A 26374-nucleotide genomic window follows, 5' to 3' on the forward strand; every position below is an offset into this window, starting at 1 on the left:
CCTACTCGCTGATCGTTGCCGTGTAATAGCTGGCATAGGCGACGCCGTTGTAGACCTCGCCCTTCAGCTTCGGCGACTGCACGTAGATGCGCTGGACGATCTGCGTGCGCGGGATGAAGTAGCCTTGCTCGAGGACATAGGTCTGCAACTCGTCGAGAAGCGGATTGCGGATCTCGGCCGAGGAGGCGCCCGCAATCCTGTCGCGCAGATCGTTGAGCTTCTTGTCGCTGTCGCCGAGCGCGAACCAGTCCTCGCCGTTATTGGCATTGGTCAGGATGCTCGCCACCGTGCCGGCGTCGATGAAGCTGCGCGTCACCTCGTAGGCGGCAACGCCGGGGCCGCCGAACCGGACCTTCTCGCCGAACGTCACGACGTCATAGGCCCGAATGGTCACCTTCCAGCCGATCTTGCCGAGTTGCTGTGCGATGAGCTCGTCGATCGCCTTCGCCGTCGCGAGGTAGGGATTGGAGTAGAGCGTCAGCGTCAGCTGCTTGCCGTCCTTGGCGCGGATGCCGCCGGCGCCTTTGGTCCAGCCGGCCTCGTCGAGCAGCTTCTCCGCCCTGGCGGGGTTGTAGGCCAGGAGGTCGCTGTGGTCGGTCGCACCGGGCACGTTGCTCTGGATGAAGGACGTCGCCAGCTTCCAGTCGGGTGTGTAGACGGTGTCGATGATCTCCTTGCGGTTGATGGCGGCCTGGAGCGCCTGGCGCACCTTCACATCGTTGTACGGCTCCAGCTTGGTGTTGACCGCAAGGCCGTTGACGAAGCCGAGATAGCGTGGGGTTGCGGTGGTGAAGCCGGCGTCCTTGAGGGACTTCAATTCCTGCGGCGAAGGGCTGTAGGCGACATCGGCCTGGCCGGACTGAACAGCGGCGACCCGCAGCGATGGCTCGGACACGATCTTGTAGGTGATCGAATCCAGATAGGCCGGGCCGGTGTGGCCGACGGCAGCCGGCCCCCAATTGTAGTCCTTGCGCTTGACCAGCTTGACGAAGTCGCCTTCCTTCCAGGACGCGACAACGTACGGTCCGCTGCCAGATGTCTTGGAGAGGTCTGCCTGCTGGGCTGCAGGTTGCGCGATGCTCTTCGGTGAGATGAGGATCGAGCCATGGTAGCCGAGCGTCGGGATGAACCCGAGCGTCGGCGCCTTGAACAAGACCTTCACGGTGGTCGCATCGACCGCCTCGGCGCGGTCGTAGGTCTTCGGGAACAGGCCAACCGGGTTGATGCCCTCGTTCTTTCGGCCGGCGTACCAGATGTCGAGATTGGCGACGACGGCGGCAGCATCGAGTGGCGTGCCGTCCGAGAAGGTCACGCCTTTCTTGAGGTGCAGGGTGAACTGGGTGGCGTCGCTGCTCTGTTCCCAGCTCTCGGCGATCCACGGACTGACCTTGCCGTCGGCATCGACGTAGACGAGCTTGTCGGTCACGTGGCCCCAGATGTGACCCTGGAAGCTGGAGATGGAGCTGTTGTTCGGAATCCAGGTGCCACCGAGCGAGTCGATCAGGAAGGTGATGTTGCCGCCATTCGGCGCAGCGCCGGCACTTCGCGCTGATGACAGGCCCGTCACGGTCGTCAAGGCGATGGCTGCCGCCACGGAAGTCGCGGCCAACAGGCGACGCCGGGAGAGCAAGAGTGAAGAGAAGCGCGCGGTCATGGATAGCCCCTGATGATTGCTAGCGTCGATCAAGGCGCCGCAGTCATGGAGCTGCGCGAAGCGATCGACATTTCCGCATAGGAGAGGCGAAACGAGCGGACCTGGCCATTCCAAATTTCGCGCGAGATCGACAACAAACGTCCCGGCGTCAGGGCAATGCGCGCGACGTCCATTTCGTCGCCGGCACGAACGCGCGCGATCGCGCTGGCCTTCCGACCGAACACGCGATTGCCGTGGGGCAACCTCGTGAGCGTCGATCCGGAAGGTGTGATTCCGGGAACCTGTCCCCGCATGGACGATTGACAGGCAATTATTACATGTCTAAAAATATGCAAATTCATATAATTCGTGAGATGCCTGAATGGACGCGCATCCGCTGAAGCTCAAGGTCAGATCGTATGCCGCGGAGACGCCGTTCATACGGAGCCTTGTGTTTGACGTGGATGGCGGCGTCGTGCCGCGATGGCAGGCAGGCGCGCATGTCCGCGTGGCGCTTCCCGATGGAGGCGACCGGCCATACTCGCTGATGGCCTTGCCGGGCCTGCCCGAGGGCGCGCTGGCGCTCGGGGTGCTGCGCGAGGAGGCGTCGACCGGCGGATCGCAGTTCATGCATGCGTTGAAGATCGGCGATGTCGTCAAGGCGAGCGCGCCGGTCAACAATTTTCATCTGCACGAGGACACAGCGCCCGCGCTGCTGTTTGCCGGCGGCATCGGCATCACGCCGATCCTGTCGATGGCGGCGGAGCTCACCGCCCGCGCTAATCCGTTTCGCCTGCACTATGCCGGCCGCGCGCAAGGACTGTTGGCGTTCGTGCCGCAGCTCCAGGAGATCTGCGCCAAAAGCCTGTCCATTCATTACGATAGCGACGAATCCCGCCTGGACATTGCGGCGGCGCTCGGCGCCGCAGCCGCAGGCTCCCACGTCTACGTCTGCGGTCCGGCGGGCATGATCGAAGCGGTGAGGGCGGCGGCGCTTGCCGGGAGCATTCCGTCGGACCGCGTGCACCACGAGCTCTTCAAGGCGGAGCAGCCGGGTTCGCCCGACAGGCCGTTCGAGGTCGAGCTCAAATCGTCGGGGCAGATCGTCAGCGTTGCGGCCGGTCAGACCATCATCCAGGCGCTGGAAGCGGCGGGGCTCGACGTGCTCTACGACTGCCAGCGCGGCGATTGCGGCATCTGCCAGTGCGGCGTGATCGAAGGGGTGCCCGACCATCGCGACGTCATTCTCAGCGACGACGAGAAGGCATCCAACAAGGTCATGCAGATCTGCGTGTCACGCGCGAAATCGGAACGTCTGGTGCTGGATCTATGAGGGAGGCGAGGCACGCCATGGCGAAATACGGACGGAATGCCCACGCGATCGCGGGATTGGTGCGCGACGCCGAAGTGCATCGCGACGTCTATGTCGACCCCGAGATCTTCGAGCTCGAGATGGAGCATCTGTTCCCGAACAGCTGGGTCTATGTCGGGCACGCGAGCCAATTGTCCAAGCCCGGCGATTTCATCACCGCCAATATCGGCCGGCAACCGGTGCTGGCGAGCCGCCATACCGACGGCTCCATCCACGTGTTCTACAATCGCTGTCCGCACAAGGGCGTGAAGATCGCGTCCGAGCCCTGCGGCAACACCGGAAAGTTCTTCCGCTGCCCCTATCACGCCTGGTCCTTCAAGACCGACGGCGCGCTGCTCGCGATCCCGCTGAAGAAGGGTTACGAAGGCACCGGCTTTGCCGACACCCAGGCAAACGGGGGACTGTCGAAAGTCAGGAACGTCGTGATCCATCGCGATTTCATCTTCGCGCGGCTCAACGATAATGGTGTGTCCTTCGAGGACTATTTCGGCGAGAGCCTCTCGACCATCGACAACATGGTCGACCGCTCGCCGGCGGGCAAGCTCGCCGTCATCGCCACGCCGATCCGTTACATGCACACCTGCAACTGGAAGATGCTGGTCGAGAACCAGACCGACACCTGCCATCCGATGGTCGCGCATGAGAGTTCGGCCGGCACCGCGGTCAAGGTCTGGAAGCGCGAGCAGGGCGATTCCACGGAGACGCCGATGGCGGTGCAGCTCTATGGTCCCTTCATGAGCCCGTACGAGTTCTACGAGCAGAGCGGCATCAGGATCTGGCCGAACGGCCATGGCCACACCGGCGTCGCCAACTCCATCCATTCCAATTACTCGGATATCCCCGGCTATCTCGACCAGATGGTCTCGGCTTACGGTGAGACGCGGGCGCACGAGATTCTCGGCGAGGTCAGGCACAACACCGTGTATTTCCCGAATATCATGGTGAAGGGTGCCGTCCAGATCCTGCGCAACTTCATCCCGATTGCGGTCGACAGGACACTGGTCGAGAGCTGGGTCTATCGTCTGGTCGGCGCGCCCGACAAGCTCTACGAGCGCGCGCTGATGTACAACCGCTTCATCAACGCGCCGACCTCGATCGTCGGCCACGACGATCTCGAGATGTACGAGCGGGCGCAGGAGGGCCTGAAGTCCAACGGCAATCAATGGGTCAATCTCCGCCGGCTCTACGAGAGCAACGAACAGCCTGACATCACGGCGGTGATCAACGGCACGTCGGAGCGCCAGATGCGCAACCAGTTTCATGCCTGGGCGAAATTCATGACCATGGACATGGACAAGCACGTCGAGGCCGCCGAATGATCACCGAAGGGACGATCACCGATCTGATCTACCGGGAGGCCGAGCTTCTCGACACGATGCAATGGCAATCGTGGCTCGATCTGTTTCACGCCGAGGGGCGCTACTGGATGCCGCTGGAATGGCAGCAGCAGGATCCGGTGCTGCAGCCGTCGTTGATGTACGAGGACCTGCTGCTTCTGAAGGTTCGGGTCGAGCGTCTGGCCGGCGAGCGGACCTTCAGCCAGAAGCCCAAGAGCCGCTGCCATCATCTGCTTCAGGCACCGCGGATCGTGGCGTGCGATCCGGCCGCGGGGGTCTTCAAGGCGCGGACCTCCTACATCTATACCGAGACGCGCGGTGACCTGCTGGAGCGCTATTCGGGGTGGGCGTCGCACGATCTCGTCCAGGTCGGCGATGCCCTCAAGATCAAGCTCAAGCGGGTCGATCTCGTCAATTTCGATGCGCCGTTCGGAAACATTCAACTCTTCATGTGAGTATGCCTTGACCGCCACCGTCTACGCCCGCTTTCATGAAACCGCGCTGCGCCGAGGCGAGGCGGGATTCCTCAACGTGCTGCCGGAGACGGCCCAGATCTACGGTATCCCGGCAGGCGAGATTCCCTATCGCGCCATGCTTGATCGCGTGGAGCGCTGGCGGGCAGCCTTTGCGAACCGGGGATACGGTGAAGGCCACCGGGTCGGGCTTCTGCTTCAGAACCGGCCGGTGTTCGTTGAGCTGTGGTTCGCGCTCAACGCGCTCGGGGTCTCCGTGGTCCCGATCAATCCGGATCTGCGGCTGAGCGAGCTCGAATACATCATCGGGCATTCCGAGATGAACGCGGCTTTCGTCGTCGCCGAGCGGCGTGATGAGGTGGAGCTGGCGGCGCGTCAGGCGGGGCGGCCGATCCCGGTCGTGACCGATCAGGACCAGGTTCCCGCGCCCTTCGGCGGTGCGCGGCCGCCGACCGTGGGAGGCGAGGCGAGCGAATGCGCGCTGCTCTATACATCCGGAACGACCGGGCAGCCCAAGGGCTGCGTGCTCACCAACACCTATTTCCTGCATTCCGGAAACTGGTATCGCGACGTCGGCGGGCTGATCGATCTCAGGGGCGACGGCGAGCGCATGATCACGCCGCTGCCGCTGTTTCACATGAACGCCATGGCAGTGTCGCTGATGGCGATGCTGTCGGTCGGCGGCAGCCTGACCATGCTCGATCGCTTCCATCCGCGCACCTGGTGGACGTCGGTGCGCGACAGCCGCGCCACCTGCCTGCATTATCTCGGCGTGATGCCCTCGATGCTGATGAGCGCGCCGGCATCGGAGCAGGACAGGGCGCACACCGTGCGCTTCGGCTTCGGCGCCGGCGTCGACAAGTTGCTGCATGCGCCGTTCGAGCAGCGCTTCGGCTTTCCGCTGCTGGAAGCCTGGGCGATGACCGAGACGGGAAGCGGCGGCGTCATCGCCGCCAATGTCGAGCCGCGCAAGATCGGCACCAGTTGTTTCGGACGCCCGGCGCCGGAGGTCGAAATTCGCATCGTCGATGACGGCGGACATGACGCGCCGGTCGGGACGCCGGGCGAGCTCCTGGTCCGGCGCGCCGGCGCTGACCCGCGCTACGGCTTCTTCCGGGAGTACCTGAAGAATCCGCAAGCCACCGACGAGGCGTGGGACGGCGGCTGGCTGCACACCGGCGATATCGTATCGCGCGATGCGGACGGCGATCTTCATTTCGTCGATCGCAAGAAGAACGTGATCCGCCGTTCCGGCGAGAACATCGCCGCGGTCGAGGTCGAATCCGTCCTCAACCGCCATCCGGCCATCCGGCAGGCCGCAGTTGCCGCGACGCCCGATCAGGTCCGCGGCGACGAGGTTGCGGCGGTCATCATCGCCGGGCAGGCGGGCGCCGACCGCGCGCTCGCCGAGGAGATCGTGCGCTGGAGCCTGGAGCAGATGGCGTATTACAAGGCGCCGGGCTGGATCTCGTTCGTCGACGGCCTGCCGCTGACCGCGACCGAGAAGATCCAGCGCGGCGGCCTGAAGGATCTTGTCGCCAAGCTGATGCGCGACGGTGCGTTCTTCGATCTGCGCGACCTCAAGAAGCGGCAGGTTTGACCATGAGCGAGATCGGCACGACACTCATCACCGGCGGCAATTCGGGGATCGGCGAGGCGCTGGCGAAAAGGCTCGTCGAGCGCGGGCAGCGTGTGGTCTCGGTGGGGCTGGAGAAGCCGGCCTGGACGCATGATCTGCTCGCGGCCTATTGCGCTGATCTGACCTCCATCGAGGAGACGCGTGCGATCGCGCAGGAAATCTGCCGCGACCATGCCGTCGATCGCCTTGTGCACAATGCGGGCGTGATCCTGCCGAACCTGCTGGCGGACGCAAAGCCGGAAGACATTGTGATGCTGGCGCAGCTGCACCTGGGCGCGCCGATGGTGCTGACCCAGGCGGCGCTGGAGGGGATGCGTTCGCGCCGCTTCGGGCGCATCGTGTTCGTCTCTTCGCGCGCCGCGATGGGCGCGGCGACGCGCTCGGCCTATTCGGCGACCAAGGCCGGCGTGCATGGCATGGCGCGGACCTGGGCGCTGGAGCTCGCCGCTGATGGTATCACCGTGAACGTCGTCGCGCCGGGGCCGATCCTGACCGACAATTTCTGGGGCATCATCCCGAAAGGCTCCGAGCAGCAGGAGCGGATGGCGCGCAACGTGCCCGTCGGCCGGCTCGGCTCGCGCGAGGATGTGGCGCACGCGATCGAATTCTTCCTCGACGAGCGCTCCGATTTCGTGACCGGACAGGTGCTCTATGTCTGCGGCGGCACCAGCCTCGTGGGCCTTGGCCCGTAGTTCCTCAGCGTTGAAGCATCACGAGATTGGTACGGAGCTTCGCCGCGGGTTCACCTCTCCCCGGCGGGGAGAGGTCGGATTGCGCAGCAATCCGGGTGAGGGGCCGCAGCGTTCGTTGGGACTGTAACCCATCACCCGGATCGCATCTGTCGATGCGATCCGACCTCTCCCTACGGGAGAGGTGTACTGAGCCTGTTGCCAGACCGATCGAACCCAAAATCATCAAGCTCTAGATCTGGTTCTGGCGGATGTTCTCGACCATCTTGGCCAGCACGCGCGCGCAGACCTCGATGTCGTCAGGCTCGATGCCCTCGATCAGCTTGTCGTAGTTATTCGCCATGATCGGCCAGATCTTGCGCAGCAGGGCCTCGCCGTCCGGCGTCAGTCCCACGACGCGGCGGCGCTGGTCTTCCTCGGCGATCTCGCGCTTGACGAGGCCGGACGACACCATGGACTCGACCATGCGGCTCGCGGTCGACTGCTCGGTCACCGCGAGGACGGCGACCTCGTTGACGGTGAGGGTCTTGTAGATGAAGAGCACCGACAGCGTCCGGAATACGACATTGTTGACGCCGTGCTCGCTCAAATCGCGGTTCTGATCGAGGTTCCAGCGATTGGCGAGCCGGTTGAACAGATACGGGATGTAGGTCTGCAGCTGGTCCCTGGTCCGCGGCGGACCCGACTTCCATCTGCTCTTGGATTCTCTGGCCATTATCTCTTGCGACTTTGCTTCTTGGTCTCGGTATGAAGTTTTGAGGAAAGGGATTTGAGCACGGACAGCGCATTGTCCAGCTCCCGGGCCGAAACGTTCTCGAGCCGTTTGGCGAGATGCTTCTTGTGGATTTCGGCTGCCTTCCTGAACAGCGCTTCGCCTTTCGGCGTCAGGCGCACGATGAAGGACCGCCGGTCCTCGCTCGACATCTCCCGGCTGATGAGGTCGTCGGCGAGAAGACGCTGCACCAGCCCCGAGACGTTGCCGCCGGTGACCTTCAGGTTTTGCGACAATTGCCCGAGCGCGAGGCCGTCCCGGGTGCGATCGAGCTGGGCCAGTACGTCGAATTTTGCGAGCGAAAGGCCGAACTCGGAGCTCAGCATCGCATTCAGCGACGCGAACAGCTCGCCATGCAGCGACAGCAATTGCAGCCAAAGCCGTGTTTCAATCTGCCCGGGGACGGGAATAATGTTCTCTTTGAGTGCTGCCGGCATTGCATGACCATCGAGGACAAAATGTCTTGTCAGTTGAGGGGATTATCGCGGGTCTTTCGCTCCGATTAGCAACTTGAGAATCGTAGTCAAGATTGATCCTGACGCCCTTGGGGGCGAACGGCAATCCGATCCAGCGCCTGCTCCGGTGGAATCATGCAAAAGTCCTGATGGTCTGGATCACGCCGTCGAGCGCCGTGCCGGCGCTGTCCTTCAGTGCGGCCTCGCGCAGGCGGCGCGCCCAGTCGGCGGCATCATCGCGTCGTTCCACCAGCTTGATCGCCGCCAGCGTCCTGTCGAATTTCGACAGGCCCCGGCTGTGGGTATCGGAATAGCCTTTCACCAGGCGTCGGCATTGCAGAATCTCGACGCCCAGCTGGTAATTGGTGCCGACCGCGTCGGTTGCGGCCTTGAGCCATCCGTCCCTGTGAGCCGTCTCGATGGCGTGACGCAGCGAGCGGCGGCGCAGGCCGCGCATCCCGCCCACGACATAGAGCACGAGGAACCAGGGCAGCGAGTAGGTCCGCACCCGGCGTCCCCGGTTGACGCGTCGATCGAGCCAGCCGAGCAGGCGCGGCTGCGCGCCAAGCCAGCGGCCAAAACCCACGGGCAGCATGCCCATGACCTCCTCCATGCGGGGATGCATGAATTCGGTGGTCTGGAGCACCTGTCCGTCCGACATCTCGAGCTCGCTCTCGATGCGCGCGCGGCGACCGGCCCGCGTCTTGAGGTCGGCGACGCGGATGACGTCGTCATAGGTCATGGCGTTGGCCAGGTATTTTGCCGCGGCTTGCGTGAAGGCATAGGCGTGCGCGCTACCGCCGGCGCTTCGGTCGGCCGCCTGCAGCGTATTCAGAATGTCGAGATATTCGCCGCCATAGGCGACGTCCTGGAAGTCGACCACCTTCCTCAAGCCCGCGCGCGCCATGCCGCGCGCCGGTTCGGGGAGCTCCTGGTTCAGTCTTGCGACGAGGCCGGCGAGATCCGGATCGAGCGTTGCGGGAGAGGGGACGTTGTCGGCCTGTCTGGCCGGCGCGGGCGCTGCAGTTCCGACGGCGCCGGTCTTGACCCGGTCGAAGGCGGCCTCGAACGTCTCGACGCTGGCCTTCGCGCCTTTGCCACCGGCGCGGATCACGTCGAGATAGCTGTCGCGGCTGAACGGCAGCACGCCGGCGGCTGCGAGCGCGCCGAACATCGCAGCCGAGATGACGCTGCCATGCGCGATCGCCAGCGCGTTCAGATCGAAGATGATCTCGGTCTTGGCGGCAACCCCGATCGCACCGGTGACGGCGCCGCCGTCGGCAATGCCATTGCCCGGCGCGATCTTCTCGCCGATCGCAAACGAGCGGTGGTTGGAGGCGATCACCGTGGTGCGATCCGGCGTCACCAGGCCGCGCAGGATGGATCGGCCGGCCTCCATGAACTCCGCCGCCATCACGACGTCGACGTCGCCGGGCGTCGGCATCAGCGACAGGATCGGCTTGCGGCCGTCCAGCGGCGGCATCGCCTCGATGTAATAGATCGTGGCGCCAGTGCGCTGGGCGACGCCGGGCACCGAGGTCGATTGCGCGATCCAGCCATGGTTCTCGGCAAGCTGGACGATCCAGTCGGTCAGCACGCCGCCGCCCTGGCCGCCCATCGCGACGATCGCGAGCGAGATCGGCCGCTCGGTCGCTTCACCCGCGGCAGGCAGGGCCAGTCGGACCGTTTCGTCCCTCATGCCAGCGCCTCGAGCGCCGGACGACGGCGGTCGCGGCGCCGCTGCAGCCAGCCGATCACCGCCATCGTGACCTCAGACTTGAACTTGTCCCAGCCGGTTGGATTGTGAATGACGTCGGCACGATAGAACGAGGGGCAGAGCGCGGCGGCCTCGGAGACCTCGCCGCAATTGCCGCAGCCGACGCAGGAATTGTCGATCGCCGCGACGGGATCGTCGCGCAAGGGATCGTCAAGCTGCTTCACCGACAGCGACGGGCAGCCGGAGAGCCGAATGCAGGCATGGTCGCCGGTGCAGACATCCTCATCGACGCCGAAGCGTTCCTTGACGGTACGGATGCCGTCCTTGATCGCCTTTGTCATCAGCGGCTTCACGCGGCGCTGCTTGTTCAGCATGCATTCGGAGGAGGCGACGATGACCTTGGGACCTTCCGCCTTGGTCGTCAGCGCTTCCTTCAGCGTGTCGCGCATCTTGCCGACATCATAGGTGCGGTCGAGCTGGCGCACCCATTGGCCGCCGATGCCCTTCACTGCCTTGACGATCGAATTGTTGGTGTCGCGCCGCTTGTTGATCGCGCGTGAGGACAGGATGTCCTGACCGCCGGTCGCCGAGGTGTAGTAATTGTCGACGATGACGAAGACGCCGTCATGCTTGTTGAACACGGCATTGCCGATGCCGCTGGTCAATCCGTTGTGCCAGAAGCCGCCGTCGCCCATCACCGCGATCGAGCGCTTGTCGGCCTTGACGTTGAAGGCCGAGGTCGAGGCCGGACCAAGGCCGAAGCCCATGGTGGTCGCGCCGATGTTGAACGGCGGCAGGATCGAGAACAGATGGCAGCCGATGTCGGCCGAGACGTGGTGCTGGCCGAGCTCTTCCTCGACGAGCTTCATGGCGGCGAAGATCGGCCGCTCCGGGCAGCCGGTGCAGAGCCCGGGCGGTCGCGCCGGCACCACCTGCTTGAGCTTCTCGACCGCCGGGTGATTGAGCACGGGCGCCGCATCCGGCGCCGGCGGCCGGTTGCCGAGCAGCCGCGGCTCCGTCTTCTCCAGAAACTCCCTGACGCCGCCGAGCAGGACCTGCGCGGTGTAGTCGCCGCCCATCGGCAGCACGTCCTTGCCATGGACGCGCGCCTGGATGTCCTTGCGGCGCAGCACCGTATTGATGGCCTGCTCCAGATATTCCGGCTGGCCTTCCTCGACGATCAGGACGGCCTCCTTGTCGAGGCAGAACTCCGCGACCTCGGTGTCGATCACGGGGTAGGTGACGTTCATGACGTAGAGCGGGATCTGCGTATTGCCATAGGCATCCGACAGCCCGAGATATTGCAGCGCGCGGATCACGTTGTTGTACATCCCGCCCTGCATGATGATGCCGACCTTGCCCTGCTTCGGCCCCATCCACTCATTCAGCTTGTTGTCGCGGACGAACCCGACAGCCGCAGGCATTCGCGTCTTGATCTTCTCCTGCTCATGCTCATAGGCCGCCGGCGGCAGCACGATGCGGTTGACGTCGCGCTTGGGATTGTTGAGCGCATCCTTGATGGTGTGCGCCGGCTTGACGTTGTCCTTGCAGACAAAGCTGCCGTGCATGTGACAGGCGCGGACGCGGACCTCGAGCATCACGGGCGTGTTCGAGAATTCCGAGAGCTCAAAACCCTTCTCGATCAGGTTGACGATGCACTCATGGTCGGGGCGCGGATCGAGCAGCCACATCTGCGACTTCATCGCAAACGCATGCGTGCGCTCCTGCATGATGGAGGAGCCTTCGCCATAGTCCTCGCCGACGATGATCATGGTGCCGCCGGTGACGCCGCCCGAGGCGAGGTTGGCCAGCGCGTCCGAGGCGACGTTGGTGCCGACGGTCGACTTCCACGCCACCGCGCCGCGCAGGGGATACATCACCGAGGCCGACAGCATGGCGGCGGCGGCGGCCTCGTTGGCGGAGCTCTGGAACACGACGCCGAGATCGTCGAGCACGTCCTTGGCGTCGGCGAGCACGTCCATCAGATGCGAGATCGGAGAGCCCTGGTAGCCGCCGACATAGGCGACGCCGGATTGCAGCAGTGCCTTGGTGATGGCGAGGATGCCTTCGCCGCGGAACGTGTCGCCATCGCCGAGCCGGAGATCCTCGACCTCGCGAGCAAAAGACCGTTCAGCCATTGCACCCTCCAGAAATATGCGTTAGCATACGTTTACATGTGAAGTAAGTCAACGCCGCGCCATGCTATCACGCCTGCGGACCTCTGCTCCGACAAGGCGGTCATGAGCCGGCGACAGGGTAGGGCCAATGCTGAAGCTGCCTCGCTTTAGAGCCGCCGCCGTCCAGGCTTCACCTGTCTATCTCGACCCGGGCGCGACCGCCGACAAGGCGGCTTCACTGGTCCGTGAAGCAGCAAGCCATGGCGCGAAGCTCGTCGCTTTCCCCGAGGTGTTCGTCCCCGGCTATCCCTACTGGAACTGGGTCACCGATCCCGTCACCGGCAGCGCGTGGTTCGAGAAGCTCGCCAAGGCGTCGGTGCTGGTGCCGGGTCCGGAGGTTGATGTTATCAGGAAGGCTGCGCGCGATGCCGGATGCTACGTCGTGCTCGGCGTCAACGAGCGCAGCCCGGTGTCGCTGGGCGCGATCTACAATACGCTTGTGTTTATCGGACCCGACGGCGCCTTGCTCGGCAAGCACCGCAAGCTGGTGCCGACCTGGGCAGAGAAGCTGACCTGGACCGGCGGTGACGGATCGAGCCTGCGCGTCTATGATACCGAGATCGGACGTCTCGGCGGTCTCGCCTGTGGCGAGAACACCAACACGCTCGCGCGCTTTGCGCTGTTGGGTCAGGGTGAGCTCGTGCATGTCGCAAGCTACATCGCGCTTCCGGTCGCGCCTCCCGACTACGACATGGCGGAGGCGATCAAGCTGCGCGCGATCGCCCATTCCTTTGAAGGCAAGATTTTCACGATCGTCTCCTGCTCGACGGTGTCGGAGGAGATCATCACAGCGATGGAGACCGTTGTCCCCGATGCGCGTGCGCGCCTGCAGCGGAAGTCGAGTGCCTTCTCCGGCATCATCGGGCCCGATGGCCGCGTGGTCGGCGATGCCCTGATCGACGACGAAGGCATCGTCTATGCCGACATCGACCTCGATCGCTGCATCCAGCCGAAGCAGATGCATGACATCGTCGGGCACTACAACCGGTTCGACATCTTTGACCTCAGGGTCAATCGGCGTGCTTTGGCACCGCTGGACCTTGCAGACGGTGAACGCGAAGCTGCAGAGCAGGGCGGCTTCACGCCGATACCACTAAGACCGGAATAGGACCTGGAGGATAGGATGCGCGAGAACGTCGTCGGCCGGGCCAATGTCGAAGACACGCCCGAGCTCAAGGCCTACTACAAGGATCTCGAAAAGTACGAAGCCGGTGCGCTGTGGACGGTCGCCAACAAGATCGAGCCGTGGGCGCCGCAATCGGCGTCGGTTCCCGTGCTCTGGCGCTACGACGATTTGCGCGAGCACGTGCTGCGCTCGGTCGAGCTGGTCTCGCCGGAGAAGGCGGGGCGGCGGGTGATCTATCTCAACAATCCCGGCCGTCGCGACGTCTCGGCCGCGGTCGGCTGGCTCTATTCGGGATTGCAGGTGATGCATCCCGGTGAAGTGGCCACCGCACACGCGCACTCGGCCTCCGCCCTGCGCTTCATCATGGAAGGAACGGGCGCCTACACCATCGTGGACGGTCACAAGATGACGCTCGGGGCGCGGGATTTCGTGCTGACGCCGAACGGCACGTGGCACGAGCATGGCGTCGAAGGCAACGGCTCCGTCTGCATCTGGCAGGACGGCCTCGACATCCCGCTCGTCAACGCGCTGGAAGCGAACTTTTTCATGGTCCATCCGAAGGTCCAGCAGGAAGAGTCCGGCTATCCCGTCGACGACATGACCAGGACATGGGGCAATCCCGGGCTTCGCCCGGCCGGCTCACAATGGTCGAAGGGCTATTCGCCGATGTTCAAGTACGAGTGGGAGCCGACTTACGAGTCTTTGCGCAAATACGCCGCCGCGACCGACGGTTCGCCCTATGACGGCATTCTCATGAACTACGTCAATCCGATCACGGGCGGACACGTGATGCAGACGATCGGCGCGAGCATGCAATTGCTGCGGCCGGGCGAGAAGACGAAGTCGCATCGCCACACCGGCAGCTTCATCTACCAGGTCGCCAAGGGCCGCGGCTATTCGGTGATCGGCGGCAAGCGCTTCGAGTGGCAGGAGCGCGACATCTTCTGCGTGCCGTCCTGGGCCTGGCACGAGCATGGCAACCTCGCGGACGGCGAGGACGCCTGCCTGTTCTGCTTCAACGATCTTCCCGTCATCGAAAGCCTCGGCTTCTACAGGGAAGAAGCCTATGGCGACAATTCCGGCCACCAGCCGGTCGCCGCCTGACGTTCGATCGCTCGCCTCCAGAATTCACCAGCAACAGCCGGATCAAGCTTCCATGCGTCTCGTGACCTACACCTTGGGCTCCAGCGGTGCCCGTCTCGGCGTTCTCGTCAATGGACTGGTCGTCGATGTCGAGCACCTCGGTGCATCCAGCGGCGTGACATGGCCGAGCGACATGCTGTCGTTCATCGACAACGGCGTGACCCTGGTGCCGGCGCTCAGGGATGCACTGGCGGAGGCCAATGGCCGCTTTCCGGCCGGCTCTGCGGTTGCGGTCGAGGATGTCAAGCTGCAGGCGCCGATCCCGCGCCCGCGGAAGAACATTTTTGGCATCGGGCTGAACTACCGAGCCCATGTCGCGGAATCGGCGAAGAGCCTCGATACGAGCCAGGACCTGCCGAAGCAGCCGGTTGTCTTCTCGAAGCCGCCGACGTCGGTGATCGGTCCCGGCGCCGCCATCCAGCACAACGCAAAAATGACGCAGCAGCTCGACTGGGAGGTCGAGCTCGCCGTCATCATCGGCAGGACCGCGACCCGCGTCGCGACGGAGAAGGCGATGGATCACGTCTTCGGCTATTCGGTGATGATCGACATTTCCGCGCGCGACAATCGCCGCGCCGGCCAGTGGATCTTCTCCAAGGGCATGGACACCTATGCGCCGTTCGGCCCTTGCATCGTGACCGCGGACGAGATTCCCGATCCGCATGATTTGCGGCTGTGGCTGACCAAGAACGGCGTCATGAAGCAGGACTCCAACACCAAATACATGATCTTCGACATTCCGGTTTTGATTGCTGACATTTCGTCGGGCATGACGCTCGAGCCTGGCGACATCATCGCGACGGGAACGCCGGAAGGCGTCGGCGCCGGCATGAGCCCACAGGAATGGCTGTGGCCGGGCGACGTGGTCGAGGCCGGGGTCGACGGTGTCGGTGTCATCCGCCATCCCGTCGTTGCGATCTGATGACGAATTTCTCGTTCGACCGCGAGCTCAGGTTCGGAGACTGCGATCCTTCGGGGATCGCGTACTTCCCGTCCTACCTCAACATCCTCAACGGTGTCGTCGAGGCGTTTTGGGCGAGGATCGGTTTTCCTTGGCCGGAATTGATCATGGTCCGGATGATCGGAACGCCGACGGTGCATCTCGCTTGCGATTTCTCCCGGCCGTCGATGTTCGGCGATCTCCTGACGTTCGACCTGCGGATCGTCCGGGTCGGGGGATCATCCCTCCATCTGGAGCATGTCATCTCCGGCGCGAACGGCATGCGCTGGCGCGCGCGCCAGATCCTGGCTGCGACGTCGCTGGTGGATCATCATGCGATCCCGTGGCCCGATGACATCAGAGCCGCGCTCATGCCGCATGTGAGTGTGGGCGAGGGCGCCGAGGGGGCGCCGGCATGATCTCGCTCTTCATGACGTTCTCTGATCCGGCAGGCGAGCGGCGGGTTCATCCCGACGAGATTGCCGCCGTGGCGGAGTCGGTCGGATCGATCCCGGAGATGACCGAGGGCTTGCTGTTCACGCCGCTCGAACAGTCAGTCGACCATCCCTACAAGGCCGACGGCTCCGGCCCCGCCTTTGCGCTTCAGCTGCGATTTCCCGACCTGTTCGCCTGCGAAGCGGCGATGGACCGCGGCGGCATCCTTGCCGGCCTCGCGACAGGTGCCGGACACGCCGGCCTCACGGGCCTCGACGTCACGCATCAGGTGATGCTGACACGCGCGTTCCCCGTCGATATCGCCGCACATCCGGCAGGAACGACAGTGCCGTGCAGCTACCTCGTGCACTATCCCGGCCCGGCCGAGGACATGAACGCCTGGAATCTGCATTATCTGGAGCACCATCCGTCGATCATGCGGACCTTCCCGAACGTCCGCCAGATCGAAATCTACACCCGCATCGATTGGGTCGATCGGCTGCCGTCGCGGCGCGTCGAGCACATGCAGCGCAACAAGCTGGTGTTCGACAGCCCGCAAGCCCTCGCGCACGCGCTCGGCTCCGACGTGATCACGCGCATGCGCGCGGATTTCGTCAAGTTCCCGCCATTCGCGGGCGGCAACAAGCATTTTCCGATGCTGACGCGGGTGGTGCGGCCCAGGCGCTAGATCGCCGAGAGCGTAAAAAACAGATCGCAATCCGAAACGGGCCACATCCGGACTCCCAAACCGCTATCGCGAGCCAATCGGCCTCGTCGACGAGCACCTCCAGCCGAAGTGGAATTCCGCGGAGAGTTTCGCTGTCTCAAGGCTGCAGGAGTGACAGAAGCCTTTGACGGTCTTGATCGCGCAAACGCTGGCATTCACGCAGCCGCTCCAGCTCCTTTTCGGCCCTCGCAGTACTCTGGCCCTCCCTTTTCAAGTCGAGAACCAGCCGCTCCTGTTCTGCAAGCCGGCGTTCACCTGCGACCACATCGCGTTCGACACGGCTCAGTTCGTCATAGATCGAGGTCCTGTCCATCGAAGCACTCCACGTGCTCGATCAACCCGATCGACGTTTCACCGTTCCTCTCGCCTGCCGTTTATTCCCGGTCGATTTGACGCGCCCGCTCAGGGCGTTCGCCGGGCTGCCGCCGGTCGCGAGGTCCGCTTGGGGCCACGAGCCGACCCTGGTCGCGGACGAACAAAGAAGCCGCCGCTGACGGCCAAACAGGGTATAATCCCAAGAAGCCGCGCTCCTTTGGAACGCCGCATCACGGCAATCATTGAGCCGGCGGGCGAAACTCCCTGGAGGAGGAATGCGATGCGCGCGATTTTGGCCTTGAGCGTTTTGATAAGCCTGTGCGGGTTCGCGAACGCGGGATCTGTGCAGCAAGGGCACCGCCGGCACGCGGCGCCTCATCCCCACCATCAGATGCAGCCATCAGGTCGAACCTCCAGTTTTGCCTATGCGCCGCGTCAACGCACCCGGTCCGCCGACCCCTGTGCCAAGCCGGAAGCGTATTTCGGCGCCTGTCAGGGTTATGCGCCGGGCGAAAAGGAGCAATTTCTCGGTAGTGTGCTCAGCCCTTATTGAAAACGCTTTGAGAGGGGCGCCTCGCGAATAGCCATTGTCCGCTTCGGGTCAGAAGCCGACGGTCGGCAGGCAGCGCGGCAAGATCAGCTTTGGGCCACAAGCCGACATCAGCGGCGACGGCACCGCGGCTCGTCTGTCAGCCCCCGGGGCCGTCCTTCATGATGTAACCCATCAGATCGTCCACGTTGTGCTCGAGATCCCGGATGATGTTCTTGACGACGTCTCCGACCGAGATGACGCCAACGACCTTGCCCGCGTCCAGCACCGGCAGGTGGCGAATACCGCGCGCAGCCATCATCGCCATGCAGGCATCCAGCGGATCGTCCGGTTTGATCGTCACCGGGTTGCCCGTCATCACCTGGCTCACCGGCGTCTGCTTCGCATCGAGCCCGGGCAGCAGCACCTTGATGGCGCAGTCACCCTGGGTCACGATACCGACCAGGATGTCGTCGTCGATGACCAGCACCGACCGGACCCGGTTGTCGCGCATCCGGTGCAAGGCTTCGATGACCATGTCGCCGGAACGGACATGGATCAGGGCGCCACTTTTCTGCGCCAGAGCGCTTTTTGCCGTGCTCATTGATCCCCCTCATGGGTCTTGTGCTGCCCCGCCTTGATGCTCCGCATTGAAGGATAGTCGAAATTACGTGCCCCGTCAGCACCGCGCCCGATGCCGCAAAGACCCCAAGTGGGTGGAGCAGAGTACCCCAGGTTCAAGGGTCCAAGTATTGGCAGCGGCTCAAGGGCTGTTATGGGGCACAATTCGACGCGGCGTCGAGCGCCCTTGGACTTCCGCTAAGACGCTATGTCCCCTCGGGGCCAATAGGCGGAAGCGGCCGCTCACAAACGGGCCGGTCTGTCGTCGTGCTCGCTGAAGGCGTCGCTGATGTTTATCAAGTTAAGCGGAACGAACGCCGGTAGGATCGATCGTCCGGTTTGAGACGACGTAGTCGATCTCTCCACGCGTAATGCCGATGTCAATCAACTCGCCGTCCGTGAGCTGGCACAACTGGGTTCGCAGCCTCTCGCGTTTGCGCCACTCACAAAACGCATCCCAATATGCTTCAAGCGGGCTGTAATAGGTCCGCCTTGCGGTTGGCGGTCCGAACTCAATGCTCCCGTGGATCGTGCTCATCGAATTGCTTCCTGGGTTGGGCAATTTCACCCAGCGAAATTTGCCAGCACGCTCGTTGGCGTGCTTAACGGCTGGCTTACATTTTTCTCACCGGCAGCTTATTCTTCGTGCGCCTGCGGCTTCGGACGTGATCCGAGAAGGAAGGGCGGTTTGCGTTACCTCTTTGAGGATTACGCATTGGATACCGACCGGCGCGAACTGCACCGCGCGACGGACGTGATTGTTGTCACGCCTCAGGTGTTCGATTTGCTTGAATACCTGATCCGAAACCGGGAGCGCGTGGTCAGCAAGGATGATCTCCTGAACGCCGTTTGGAACGGACGTATCGTTTCCGATGCCGCGCTGACGACCCGCCTGAATGCCGCTCGCAGCGCAATTGGCGACACGGGCGAAAAGCAGCGCCTGATCAAAACACTGCCGAGGAAGGGCTTCCGCTTCATTGGCGCGGTGCATCAAGACGACGGGCGCACCGTTTTGCCGAGTGGCTCGACGGCGGGCGGCGTCGTGACGCCGAACCACACTTTGACGCCGCGTCTTTCTATCGTGGTCCTGCCGTTCGTAAATATCGGCGGTGATCGGGAGCAAGACTACTTCATCGATGGCGTGACTGAGAGCTTGACCACAGACCTGTCACGCATCAACGGAGCGTTTGTGATTGCTCACAGCACCTCGTTAAAGTTCAAGGGCAAAGCCGTCGATGTAACGAAGTTGGGACGTGAGCTGAACGTCCGCTATGTGCTCGAAGGGGCGGTGCAGCGCGGCGGCAATCGTCTGCGGATCAATGTGCAATTGATCGACGCCGAAACGCGCGCCCATCTTTGGGCTGATCGGTTCGACAAACCCATGACCGATTTGCTCGAGATGCAGGATGAAATAGTCGCCAGGCTTGCCAACGCGCTGGATGCCCAACTGATTGAGGCGGAGGCGCGGCGCGCTGAGCGATCTCCACATCCCGATGCGGTAGATTTGTGCTTCCAGGGCCGCCATTCGTTGAACAAGGGACGTACGCCCGAGAACATGGCAGAAGCTCGCTGCTTTTTTGAACGCGCGTCGGCACTCGAGCCGGAGAACGTCGAAGCTCTGGTCGGCAAGGCGGAGATCGCTCTCACAACCGCCACCGCCTTCATGGTCGATGATCGGGACGCGCACCTCGCCGCCGCGGAGGCGGCGTTGCTCAAGGTCCTGTCGATGGCTCCGCGCCATGCCCGGGCCCATATGTCATTCGGCTGGATGCAATTGTTTACCAGGCGCGCCGTGGAGGCCATTGGAGAATTCGAGCGGGCGCTCGCGCTTGATCGCAATCTGGCCACTGCCCATGCTTTGACCGGATTTGCGAAAGTCTTCATCGGCCGAGGCGCGGAAAGCGAGGCTCACATCCAGCAAGCGTTTCGGCTGTCTCCCCGCGACAGCAGCGCGTACCGCTGGATGCACTGGCTTGGCGTCGTCAAATTGATCCTTGGCGCCGAAGCCGAGGCGGTTGATTGGCTGCGGCGGTGTCTTGAAGCAAACCGCAACTACCCCATTGTGCATTTCCAGCTTGCTGCTGCCCTCGCGCTCGTGGGCTCGCTGGATGAGGCGCGGGCCGCCGTGCGCGCGGGGCTTGCGCTGGATCCAGGCTTCAACATAGGTCGGACGCGAGGGCTCATGCTGAGCCGCGACCCGACATTTCGTGCCGGAAGCAGCCGTATCCGCGATGGCATGCTGATGGCCGGAGTGCCGGAGCGATGATGTCGCCTTCGGGTCATGAACTGACGCCGGGCCGGCGGCCCAACAGGCTCACCTAAGGGTCAATAACGGAAGTCGCCGCCTCATTCCGGCTGAGGGCCAAAACCGGACTCACGGCCATGCACATGCGCCGCGCGTAGCCTATTGCTGCGATCTGTTTTCAAGCAGCCGGGCGCGGACCTCTTCCGATACAAAGCGCTCCGCCCGCTGCCATGCCTCGTCATTGTCGCCGCGGAACTGGAAGTATTTCCGGAACACGACCCGCTGGGATGTTACATCGATGGCAGCAGTCCTCGCTATCTGCACCAGCGTGCTCATTTTGTGAACGATACCGATGATCAGAATCTGCGTGCCGGCCTGTGACGCCGCGCGCAGCCGATCGCGCAACGCCGGTCCGTCGGTCGGACAATTTGATGCGCAGGGCGACGGCACCAGCTCAAAACGGCGGTCTGCCGTGACGTCGTCCCGCAGCGCGGTCATGAAAGCCCGCAATCGCTCTTCATGCGCGGCCGTCTGATCGGTGGGCTCGTTCGACGTGTCGATATAAATGAAATCGTCGACGGAGACAGCCAAAGCGTGGTCGGCGGTCGCGGCAGATGCATCTGAGACGAGGTTGGATCCCAGGAATAGACCGGCTGTGGTAACAGCGTGCAAGAGGAGGCCGTGGCGCATGGCGATGACTCCGTCTCCCCTCTACTGAGGCCATCTTAGAAGATCGTTCTTTCTGCCTCCTGTCGAATTAATCCTTGGTAACGCTAGGCGCCCGCCCATGGCAGCGTTCGCAGCAGGTCAAAAGCGCCACTTTGACTTCACGGCGTTTGAGGCGCGCGGCGGCGGAGATAGGCGCCTGAAACCGACGCAAGGCCCAGCGCATAGAATGCCATCCAGAAAGCAGAGGCGCCGCGCCAGATCACGTTCGGTTCGCGGGTTTGCAATATGGCGAGGACAATACCGATCGCCCACGCGTAAGCGAAGCAGACCCAGAAGATATACTTCAGCAACGAGGGGCACCCAACAAATATCAGCTCCCAAGGATCAATTTCCTCACCCGCACCGCTACGTATCTTTCTTCCTTCCCTTTCCGAAATGTCGATGAGGATGACCGACAAAAAAGCCGGAAAGATTCCCCACGTCAGCACCGGAAACAAGGCATTGTCGCCGAGTTGGACGCTGGTGAATGACACCGCATTTACGACGATGCTGAGTGCCAGCCCGCACGCGGCGTAGAGTATTGCAAACAGCAGTAGCAGCTTGGTCATGGTGGTTCGATGAAAACGCGCGAGGCGAACGGCTTTGATGAAACGTCTTATGCGGTATTAGTCGCACCATCCATGATGCGGTTCACCCGGTCCTCTGTCCGATAGGGGTCATCAGCCGAATACACTGTGTCGGCTGCTCTTGGTCCGTTGACGGCCGAGATGCAGACTTCAAAATTGCCTGCTACCGGGGTCGGCTACGGGCCATCAGCGGACATCCACGCCTTGGCAGGCTGCACCCGGCGTTGAATTCGCTTGCGGTCGACCTCTTGTCGTCGGCAACCGCGTGCTCGTCACCTCAGGTTTGACGCGCTGTTTGCCGTCATGCCGGTTCGCGCCGGCGCGGCCACGGGGGCGAAATCCGGAGTTTGGTCGTTGCCAAGTCGTATGCCGCTATAGGCGACGAGCCCGTCGGTGGTGGCCACCGCGTCGCCACGGCGCAGCGAGCCGTCCAGCGCGAGATCAATTGGCGCTAGGCCGCCGGGATTGCGGCCATTGCAGGTGCAGTCGGCACGCAGCGCCTTCCGATACGCAAAGGCGTTCTCGCTGTCCGCATAGCGTTCGCCAGTTGCGGCATAAGCGCTGTCGATGTTGGAGCCGAAGAAGACCTTAGTCGGGCTTGTCGGACAGAAGGCTTGGCACATCTGCGCCGGCGAGGTCGCGCCGCGCATCAGCGGAAAGTATTTGCCGTCGCAGCTGCGCACGCAGAAGGCAGGCCCCGCGCTTGCGACGACCGGCCGCGGCGTCGGCGATTGCGCATTATTGTCATTGCCGAAAGACGAGGTTTGCTGCTGCTTCCGGCCGCCACCGAAGAAGAAGTCAAGCAGCCCCTCAGCCGAACTCATCTCCGGCGCCAGCGCGACGGGGCCAACGATGACGGCAGCAGCAAGCAGGCGGCGAAGCTTGCGCTGAAAAGACCACTGGGTACCTTGCTCCACCCGACGCAAAGAACCTCCTTGCAGCGCTGCGCGCTGCGCTTCCTCAACTCGCATCGTCTGCTACGCTCGCTCTATGGCGGACAGAGGGAAAGAAAAAGGCCAGAGAGCACTTCGCGCGCCACATTCTCCAACCGTCATTCTCGGCCAGTGCGCGTCGAGCACGCACGCAACGCGCGGTCGCGCGACAGTACCTGCGAGAGGATTAAGTCGATGGGTGTGATTGGCTGCCGCGAACGGCTTCGCCGGTATCTCAACCACGAAGTTATGAAACGTCATGTCTGGTGTGGCTCAGAAGCGGCGGTTGAGGCAAGCGTCGCCCGGCGTCCGGTCTACCGCCGGTAGCCGACATCACTACAGGATCGGCAAGGTTCGGCTAAGAGCCAGAAGCAGACTTCAAAATTGCCTGCTACCAGGGTCCGCTATGGGCCAAAAGCGGTCGTCAAGGCGTCCGGTGAATGATATCTGAGTTTCCCGCAGGAGCTGCGTCGTGCCTAAGTGCACTGCATCGACTACGAATGCGGGAGGACTGGTGAGCCATGGAACGACCAACAGATAGACTACCAACTGGGGGCTTTGCCCGGCTCGTCCCTGAGCTGGATGTTTTTGACTTGGGACAGAGCAAGAAGTTTTGGTGCAAGATACTTGGTTTCCAGATCGCGTATCAGCGACCGGAAAATCGCTTCGTGTACATCGAGCTACAAGGATCCCAGGTCATGCTGAAGCAACAAAATGGCAACTGGGAAACCGGGACTCTGCAAAGACCACTGGGACGCGGGATCAACTTTCAGATGTTCGTCGACTCCGTGGCACCTCTTCTCGATGCACTCAAGCATGAGAAATGGCCTCTCTTCAGAGAGTGTCATGACGCCTGGTATCGGATCGCAGGAGAGGAGCGCGGCAACAGGCAATTCTTGGTCCAAGACCCTGACGGCTACCTCCTGCGTTTCGCAGAGGATTTGGGCAAGAGATAGCCTCCTCGAACGGTGCTTTCGCAGCAGCTGCGTCGAGCGGCCCCCGTCCGCTTCGGGGCAGAAGCGGACGTCGGGCAGGCGCCACTGCACGGTCACTTCGCCTGTCGAACCGGTACCAGGCCGTGAACCCATAAACGCGCCGCGCTGACGCGTTGTCAGATAGCCCGCGCATTGTTGCTATAGCAGCGAACCGACGAAAATCTTGCACCCTGATGAGATCAGTAGCAGACTCGGTGCTCTGCAGTCGCGGGATGTCGCGACCATTATGCGTTTCGTTCTCTGATCGGACCATCATAAAGAAGGAGAACTGACACCATGCCGGACAATTCCGAAAAAGGTCTCGATCGTCGCAACCTCTTGATTGCATCTATCGCCACCGCTGGAGCCTCGGCCGCCTTCGCTGTCAACGCTAACGCTGCTGGCGAAGCGCCGGCTGCGTCGGGAGGGACCGTCTATACCGGCGATGTGATTCAGGGGAAGAAGGTCATCAGCGCGCTGGACGTCAACGACCTTGAGCCCGGGCAGAAGCATCGCTTCTATTTTCAGGGCGTGCAGATGCCTACGGGCAAACACTGGTATGTGTCGGTGGTTGTCGCGAAGGGGGGAAGGCCAGGCAAGCGCGCCCTTCTGATCAGTGGTGTGCACGGCGACGAGATGAGCTCGATCCATACGGTCATGACCGTGATGAACCAGCTCGACCCCAAAACTATGTCGGGCACGGTGATGGCGGTCACCGATGTGTCTCGCCCCGCCTTGGAAAGCATGCAGCGGCGATGGCCCAACGTGGGGTTGGGTGCCGACCTCATAGACATGAACCGAGCATGGCCGGGAGACGAAAACGGCCCCACCCCGACCAGCCGACATGCGGGGTTGCTGTTCAATCGTCTGTTGCGGCCGAACGCCGACTTCGCCATCGATTTCCACACCGGAGCAACCGGTTTTAGTGCCAGTGCCTTCAATCTCGGCGATATGAATATTCCGGAGGTCAAGGCGATGCTGGAACTCTTTCCCGTGACCCAGATCTTCAATAATCCGGTGTATCCGGTTGTTCTCCACAACGCTCTGATCGACGTGGGCATTCCTGCGTTCTGCTCGGAGATCGGCCCCGCTCGGGTACTCACTCCTGATATGATCGATCTGTTCGTTGAGGGTACGATGAACGTACTCAAACACCACGGTATCGTATCCGGCCCGATGGGCAAAACCGGCAAGGACGTGACTGTTTTCATTGGCAACAGTGGCTTCCCGATTATTGCGACCGAAGCCGGCTTCGTCGAACCGCTGGTTAAGCTTCACGACAGGGTCAGCCCTGGGCAGAAGGTCGCCGTACAGCGCAACAGCTTTGGCGAGATTGTCGCCGAATATATCAGCAGCGTCGCGGGGGAGGTCTTTGCACTGCGTACTGACGTGACATCTGAGCCCGGCAATCCTCTGCTGTTTATTCTTTTCGAGAAGCCGACGCGGGAGGGCAAGGAGTCTTATCCCGAGTAGTTCGCCCGAATACGTTTCAGAACGAATTTAACGCCTAAGGCCTCCCTTTCCTGGCGACAAAGAAGCCCAAAACGAACTTTGCGCTCCTGCTCATCTGCGTCGATTTTGCATCAGGAAAGCTTGTTGAACGGAAAGTCCGCAACGGGTCAAAGCCGGGGTTGAGACAAGCGTCGCCCGGCGTCCGCTCTACCGCCGATAGCCGACATCACCGCAGGATCAGCATGGTTCGGCTAAGGGCCAGGAGGCGACATAAGTGCGCCGGCTTTTTCGACAACGGATCTTGGACGCCGGTCCCTATTTGTTTCCAGCACGCACCTGAGCCACTACCCCGTTGACAGCTTCCACAAAAGCCATTGGCTGATCCTCCTGAATTTGATGCCCCGCTCCCGCAACAATTTCGAGCTTGGAGCTCGAAGAAATGTTGAGAGTTTCGTCTAGCATTTTTCTCCAAATGTCCTCAGCGAGATCGCGGCCTAGAAGAAGCAGCGGGAGAGAACCGAGCGAGCGCTCGGCCGAAAGCTGATCGGAGCTGATAGTGTTCATATCGAGATATTCGAGCAAGATTGCTTCAGCGAGAGCGGGCGCCTGCTGCCGCCACCAGTCAGCGCGTGAGGCCGGAAGATCGCCGGGCGGCTGGACCTGACACTGATCGGAGAGGGTGCCGGCTTGTGCAGACTTCAGGCACTCTCTTGCATGGATCAGCGCTGCGGCATCATTCTTCGCCGCTTCCGGATGCACCGACGCATAACGCGTGAACTGGTATTCGGTAGATGGGTCGACGAGGACTAAGGCTGCGACTTGGTTCAAGTGCCGGTGAGCATAAAGCCGGTCGATGAAGGCAGCATAAGAACGGCCGACGAGAATGTAGGGCGCCGGCAGTGGGGCTCTCTCCAGCAGTTGAGCGAGTTCATCAGCCTCCGTCGCCGCAGTGCGCTCGCCCGTTGAACGAGAGCTTTGACCGTAGCCGGATCGATCATAGGCGCACACACGGGTGCTTCGTGCCAGTTCCGCGTGGACGTGTCTCCAAGTCCATGCCCCATTGCCCATGCCTGCATCAAGGACAACAACCGGAGATCCTTGGCCCACGCACAACAGGTTTATCGTTCGTCCATCGGCCAATTTCACCGATCGAGAGTCTTTGAAGTAAAGGTCCCACCAAGCATGTGCAGCTGCTTCCTTGTCGAACGTTCGATTGAAAGAGGTCTGCGCTATGGCGGCAGTGGTTGAAGTTAGCCCCACGCTGCAGACCAGGGCAAAGGAAAGCGTACGTTTGGTACCCATAACGACCAATTCTTCGCGAGCGGAAGAAAAACCACGCGCTATGGTAGAGCTGCAATTTTTCGAGTCAAATTAGG

Annotated in this window: 27 protein-coding genes; 14 read left to right on the forward strand and 13 right to left on the reverse strand. The window is 62.4% G+C overall.

The window, feature by feature from the left end; genetic code table 11:
* Window position 1: 1 nt before the first annotated feature.
* The gene (locus NLM32_RS19205) at window positions 2-1654 is read right to left on the reverse strand and encodes an ABC transporter substrate-binding protein (protein ID WP_254130478.1); all 1653 of its coding nucleotides are present in this window, start codon (window positions 1652-1654) and stop codon (window positions 2-4) included.
* A gap of 29 nt (window positions 1655-1683) precedes the next feature.
* Complete coding sequence (locus tag NLM32_RS19210) at window positions 1684-1827, reverse strand: hypothetical protein (RefSeq protein ID WP_254130479.1); 144 nt, start codon at window positions 1825-1827, stop codon at window positions 1684-1686.
* A gap of 188 nt (window positions 1828-2015) precedes the next feature.
* On the opposite strand from NLM32_RS19210, the gene NLM32_RS19215 reads away from it, so the two are divergent.
* Genes NLM32_RS19215 through NLM32_RS19235 form a run of 5 tightly spaced genes read left to right on the forward strand, consistent with a single transcriptional unit; the run spans window position 2016 to window position 7146 of the window.
* Entirely contained in the window at window positions 2016-2966 is a 951-nt protein-coding gene (locus NLM32_RS19215) for a PDR/VanB family oxidoreductase (RefSeq protein WP_254130480.1), read from the forward strand.
* Between the two features lie 17 nt (window positions 2967-2983).
* Entirely contained in the window at window positions 2984-4324 is a 1341-nt protein-coding gene (locus NLM32_RS19220) for an aromatic ring-hydroxylating dioxygenase subunit alpha (RefSeq protein WP_254130481.1), read from the forward strand.
* The gene (locus NLM32_RS19225; RefSeq protein WP_254130482.1) at window positions 4321-4797 is read left to right on the forward strand and encodes an aromatic-ring-hydroxylating dioxygenase subunit beta; all 477 of its coding nucleotides are present in this window, start codon (window positions 4321-4323) and stop codon (window positions 4795-4797) included. The genes NLM32_RS19220 and NLM32_RS19225 overlap by 4 nt, the downstream gene beginning before the upstream one ends.
* A gap of 7 nt (window positions 4798-4804) precedes the next feature.
* Window positions 4805-6415, forward strand: coding sequence for an ATP-dependent acyl-CoA ligase (locus NLM32_RS19230; protein ID WP_254130483.1), 1611 nt, complete (start codon window positions 4805-4807; stop codon window positions 6413-6415).
* A gap of 2 nt (window positions 6416-6417) precedes the next feature.
* The gene (locus NLM32_RS19235; protein WP_254130484.1) at window positions 6418-7146 is read left to right on the forward strand and encodes an SDR family NAD(P)-dependent oxidoreductase; all 729 of its coding nucleotides are present in this window, start codon (window positions 6418-6420) and stop codon (window positions 7144-7146) included.
* Between the two features lie 229 nt (window positions 7147-7375).
* Here the strand turns inward: NLM32_RS19235 and NLM32_RS19240 are convergent, their stop codons facing one another.
* From NLM32_RS19240 to NLM32_RS19255, 4 genes are all read right to left on the reverse strand, one after another.
* The gene (locus NLM32_RS19240; protein WP_148755442.1) at window positions 7376-7858 is read right to left on the reverse strand and encodes a MarR family winged helix-turn-helix transcriptional regulator; all 483 of its coding nucleotides are present in this window, start codon (window positions 7856-7858) and stop codon (window positions 7376-7378) included.
* Entirely contained in the window at window positions 7858-8352 is a 495-nt protein-coding gene (locus tag NLM32_RS19245; protein WP_254130485.1) for a MarR family winged helix-turn-helix transcriptional regulator, read from the reverse strand. The genes NLM32_RS19240 and NLM32_RS19245 overlap by 1 nt, the downstream gene beginning before the upstream one ends.
* A 151-nt stretch (window positions 8353-8503) precedes the next feature.
* The gene (locus NLM32_RS19250; protein ID WP_254130486.1) at window positions 8504-10069 is read right to left on the reverse strand and encodes an indolepyruvate oxidoreductase subunit beta family protein; all 1566 of its coding nucleotides are present in this window, start codon (window positions 10067-10069) and stop codon (window positions 8504-8506) included.
* Window positions 10066-12225 carry an indolepyruvate ferredoxin oxidoreductase subunit alpha gene (locus NLM32_RS19255; RefSeq protein WP_254130487.1) on the reverse strand — a complete coding sequence of 720 codons (2160 nt, stop codon included), beginning with the start codon at window positions 12223-12225 and terminating at the stop codon, window positions 10066-10068. The genes NLM32_RS19250 and NLM32_RS19255 overlap by 4 nt, the downstream gene beginning before the upstream one ends.
* 127 nt (window positions 12226-12352) lie before the next feature.
* Here NLM32_RS19255 and NLM32_RS19260 point away from each other — a divergent pair, with 127 nt between their 5' ends.
* Genes NLM32_RS19260 through NLM32_RS19280 form a run of 5 tightly spaced genes read left to right on the forward strand, consistent with a single transcriptional unit; the run spans window position 12353 to window position 16596 of the window.
* Window positions 12353-13372 carry a carbon-nitrogen hydrolase family protein gene (locus NLM32_RS19260; RefSeq protein ID WP_254130488.1) on the forward strand — a complete coding sequence of 340 codons (1020 nt, stop codon included), beginning with the start codon at window positions 12353-12355 and terminating at the stop codon, window positions 13370-13372.
* Between the two features lie 15 nt (window positions 13373-13387).
* Window positions 13388-14494, forward strand: a complete 1107-nt coding sequence (locus tag NLM32_RS19265) for a cupin domain-containing protein (RefSeq protein ID WP_254130489.1) — start codon at window positions 13388-13390, stop codon at window positions 14492-14494.
* 52 nt (window positions 14495-14546) lie between these two features.
* Window positions 14547-15455, forward strand: a complete 909-nt coding sequence (locus NLM32_RS19270) for a fumarylacetoacetate hydrolase family protein (RefSeq protein ID WP_254130490.1) — start codon at window positions 14547-14549, stop codon at window positions 15453-15455.
* Window positions 15455-15892 carry a thioesterase family protein gene (locus NLM32_RS19275; RefSeq protein WP_254130491.1) on the forward strand — a complete coding sequence of 146 codons (438 nt, stop codon included), beginning with the start codon at window positions 15455-15457 and terminating at the stop codon, window positions 15890-15892. The genes NLM32_RS19270 and NLM32_RS19275 overlap by 1 nt, the downstream gene beginning before the upstream one ends.
* Complete coding sequence (locus NLM32_RS19280) at window positions 15889-16596, forward strand: hypothetical protein (RefSeq protein WP_254130492.1); 708 nt, start codon at window positions 15889-15891, stop codon at window positions 16594-16596. Before NLM32_RS19275 ends, NLM32_RS19280 begins: the two co-directional genes overlap by 4 nt.
* Before the next feature lie 136 nt (window positions 16597-16732).
* Here NLM32_RS19280 and NLM32_RS19285 read toward each other — a convergent pair whose 3' ends face one another.
* The gene (locus NLM32_RS19285; RefSeq protein WP_254130493.1) at window positions 16733-16948 is read right to left on the reverse strand and encodes a hypothetical protein; all 216 of its coding nucleotides are present in this window, start codon (window positions 16946-16948) and stop codon (window positions 16733-16735) included.
* 282 nt (window positions 16949-17230) lie between these two features.
* Here NLM32_RS19285 and NLM32_RS19290 point away from each other — a divergent pair, with 282 nt between their 5' ends.
* A complete protein-coding gene (locus NLM32_RS19290) occupies window positions 17231-17503 on the forward strand; it encodes a hypothetical protein (RefSeq protein ID WP_254130494.1) in 273 nt (90 codons plus the stop codon).
* Between the two features lie 136 nt (window positions 17504-17639).
* On the opposite strand, the gene NLM32_RS19295 is transcribed toward NLM32_RS19290, so the two are convergent.
* On the reverse strand, window positions 17640-18083 hold the full coding sequence (locus NLM32_RS19295; protein WP_254130495.1) for a CBS domain-containing protein: 444 nt from the start codon (window positions 18081-18083) through the stop codon (window positions 17640-17642).
* A 318-nt stretch (window positions 18084-18401) separates the two neighbouring features.
* Window positions 18402-18638 (reverse strand): DUF1127 domain-containing protein, encoded by a 237-nt coding sequence (locus tag NLM32_RS19300; protein WP_254130496.1) that lies wholly within the window; start codon window positions 18636-18638, stop codon window positions 18402-18404.
* A gap of 150 nt (window positions 18639-18788) precedes the next feature.
* On the opposite strand from NLM32_RS19300, the gene NLM32_RS19305 reads away from it, so the two are divergent.
* On the forward strand, window positions 18789-20366 hold the full coding sequence (locus NLM32_RS19305) for a winged helix-turn-helix domain-containing tetratricopeptide repeat protein (protein ID WP_254130497.1): 1578 nt from the start codon (window positions 18789-18791) through the stop codon (window positions 20364-20366).
* 138 nt (window positions 20367-20504) lie between these two features.
* On the opposite strand, the gene NLM32_RS19310 is transcribed toward NLM32_RS19305, so the two are convergent.
* The 3 genes from NLM32_RS19310 to NLM32_RS19320 all read right to left on the reverse strand — a co-directional run bounded on the left by NLM32_RS19310 (window position 20505) and on the right by NLM32_RS19320 (window position 22512).
* On the reverse strand, window positions 20505-21035 hold the full coding sequence (locus NLM32_RS19310; protein WP_254130498.1) for a DUF2380 domain-containing protein: 531 nt from the start codon (window positions 21033-21035) through the stop codon (window positions 20505-20507).
* Between the two features lie 137 nt (window positions 21036-21172).
* Window positions 21173-21622 (reverse strand): hypothetical protein, encoded by a 450-nt coding sequence (locus NLM32_RS19315; RefSeq protein ID WP_254130499.1) that lies wholly within the window; start codon window positions 21620-21622, stop codon window positions 21173-21175.
* A gap of 290 nt (window positions 21623-21912) precedes the next feature.
* Window positions 21913-22512, reverse strand: coding sequence for a DUF2865 domain-containing protein (locus NLM32_RS19320; protein ID WP_375143642.1), 600 nt, complete (start codon window positions 22510-22512; stop codon window positions 21913-21915).
* A 581-nt stretch (window positions 22513-23093) separates the two neighbouring features.
* Between NLM32_RS19320 and NLM32_RS19325 the strand changes: the two genes are divergently transcribed.
* Window positions 23094-23528 (forward strand): VOC family protein, encoded by a 435-nt coding sequence (locus NLM32_RS19325; protein WP_254130500.1) that lies wholly within the window; start codon window positions 23094-23096, stop codon window positions 23526-23528.
* Between the two features lie 315 nt (window positions 23529-23843).
* Complete coding sequence (locus tag NLM32_RS19330; protein ID WP_254130501.1) at window positions 23844-25019, forward strand: succinylglutamate desuccinylase/aspartoacylase family protein; 1176 nt, start codon at window positions 23844-23846, stop codon at window positions 25017-25019.
* Between the two features lie 294 nt (window positions 25020-25313).
* On the opposite strand, the gene NLM32_RS19335 is transcribed toward NLM32_RS19330, so the two are convergent.
* Window positions 25314-26300: an alpha/beta fold hydrolase gene (locus NLM32_RS19335; protein ID WP_254130502.1), complete on the reverse strand. Its 987-nt coding sequence runs from the start codon at window positions 26298-26300 to the stop codon at window positions 25314-25316.
* Window positions 26301-26374 lie beyond the last annotated feature (74 nt).

This window comes from Bradyrhizobium sp. CCGUVB14 (assembly GCF_024199935.1).
Taxonomy (GTDB): domain Bacteria; phylum Pseudomonadota; class Alphaproteobacteria; order Rhizobiales; family Xanthobacteraceae; genus Bradyrhizobium.

Excerpts from the sequence above, each read along its gene's own strand:
- NLM32_RS19205 (WP_254130478.1), bottom strand. The coding sequence starts at position 1,654 with ATGACCGCGCGCTTCTCTTCACTCTTGCTCTCCCGGCGTCGCCTGTTG.
- NLM32_RS19210 (WP_254130479.1), bottom strand. The coding sequence starts at position 1,827 with ATGGACGTCGCGCGCATTGCCCTGACGCCGGGACGTTTGTTGTCGATC.
- NLM32_RS19215 (WP_254130480.1), top strand. The coding sequence starts at position 2,016 with ATGGACGCGCATCCGCTGAAGCTCAAGGTCAGATCGTATGCCGCGGAG.
- NLM32_RS19220 (WP_254130481.1), top strand. The coding sequence starts at position 2,984 with ATGGCGAAATACGGACGGAATGCCCACGCGATCGCGGGATTGGTGCGC.
- NLM32_RS19225 (WP_254130482.1), top strand. The coding sequence starts at position 4,321 with ATGATCACCGAAGGGACGATCACCGATCTGATCTACCGGGAGGCCGAG.
- NLM32_RS19235 (WP_254130484.1), top strand. The coding sequence starts at position 6,418 with ATGAGCGAGATCGGCACGACACTCATCACCGGCGGCAATTCGGGGATC.
- NLM32_RS19240 (WP_148755442.1), bottom strand. The coding sequence starts at position 7,858 with ATGGCCAGAGAATCCAAGAGCAGATGGAAGTCGGGTCCGCCGCGGACC.
- NLM32_RS19245 (WP_254130485.1), bottom strand. The coding sequence starts at position 8,352 with ATGCCGGCAGCACTCAAAGAGAACATTATTCCCGTCCCCGGGCAGATT.
- NLM32_RS19250 (WP_254130486.1), bottom strand. The coding sequence starts at position 10,069 with ATGAGGGACGAAACGGTCCGACTGGCCCTGCCTGCCGCGGGTGAAGCG.
- NLM32_RS19255 (WP_254130487.1), bottom strand. The coding sequence starts at position 12,225 with ATGGCTGAACGGTCTTTTGCTCGCGAGGTCGAGGATCTCCGGCTCGGC.
- NLM32_RS19260 (WP_254130488.1), top strand. The coding sequence starts at position 12,353 with ATGCTGAAGCTGCCTCGCTTTAGAGCCGCCGCCGTCCAGGCTTCACCT.
- NLM32_RS19265 (WP_254130489.1), top strand. The coding sequence starts at position 13,388 with ATGCGCGAGAACGTCGTCGGCCGGGCCAATGTCGAAGACACGCCCGAG.
- NLM32_RS19270 (WP_254130490.1), top strand. The coding sequence starts at position 14,547 with ATGCGTCTCGTGACCTACACCTTGGGCTCCAGCGGTGCCCGTCTCGGC.
- NLM32_RS19275 (WP_254130491.1), top strand. The coding sequence starts at position 15,455 with ATGACGAATTTCTCGTTCGACCGCGAGCTCAGGTTCGGAGACTGCGAT.
- NLM32_RS19280 (WP_254130492.1), top strand. The coding sequence starts at position 15,889 with ATGATCTCGCTCTTCATGACGTTCTCTGATCCGGCAGGCGAGCGGCGG.
- NLM32_RS19285 (WP_254130493.1), bottom strand. The coding sequence starts at position 16,948 with ATGGACAGGACCTCGATCTATGACGAACTGAGCCGTGTCGAACGCGAT.
- NLM32_RS19290 (WP_254130494.1), top strand. The coding sequence starts at position 17,231 with ATGCGCGCGATTTTGGCCTTGAGCGTTTTGATAAGCCTGTGCGGGTTC.
- NLM32_RS19295 (WP_254130495.1), bottom strand. The coding sequence starts at position 18,083 with ATGAGCACGGCAAAAAGCGCTCTGGCGCAGAAAAGTGGCGCCCTGATC.
- NLM32_RS19300 (WP_254130496.1), bottom strand. The coding sequence starts at position 18,638 with ATGAGCACGATCCACGGGAGCATTGAGTTCGGACCGCCAACCGCAAGG.
- NLM32_RS19310 (WP_254130498.1), bottom strand. The coding sequence starts at position 21,035 with ATGCGCCACGGCCTCCTCTTGCACGCTGTTACCACAGCCGGTCTATTC.
- NLM32_RS19315 (WP_254130499.1), bottom strand. The coding sequence starts at position 21,622 with ATGACCAAGCTGCTACTGCTGTTTGCAATACTCTACGCCGCGTGCGGG.
- NLM32_RS19325 (WP_254130500.1), top strand. The coding sequence starts at position 23,094 with ATGGAACGACCAACAGATAGACTACCAACTGGGGGCTTTGCCCGGCTC.
- NLM32_RS19330 (WP_254130501.1), top strand. The coding sequence starts at position 23,844 with ATGCCGGACAATTCCGAAAAAGGTCTCGATCGTCGCAACCTCTTGATT.
- NLM32_RS19335 (WP_254130502.1), bottom strand. The coding sequence starts at position 26,300 with ATGGGTACCAAACGTACGCTTTCCTTTGCCCTGGTCTGCAGCGTGGGG.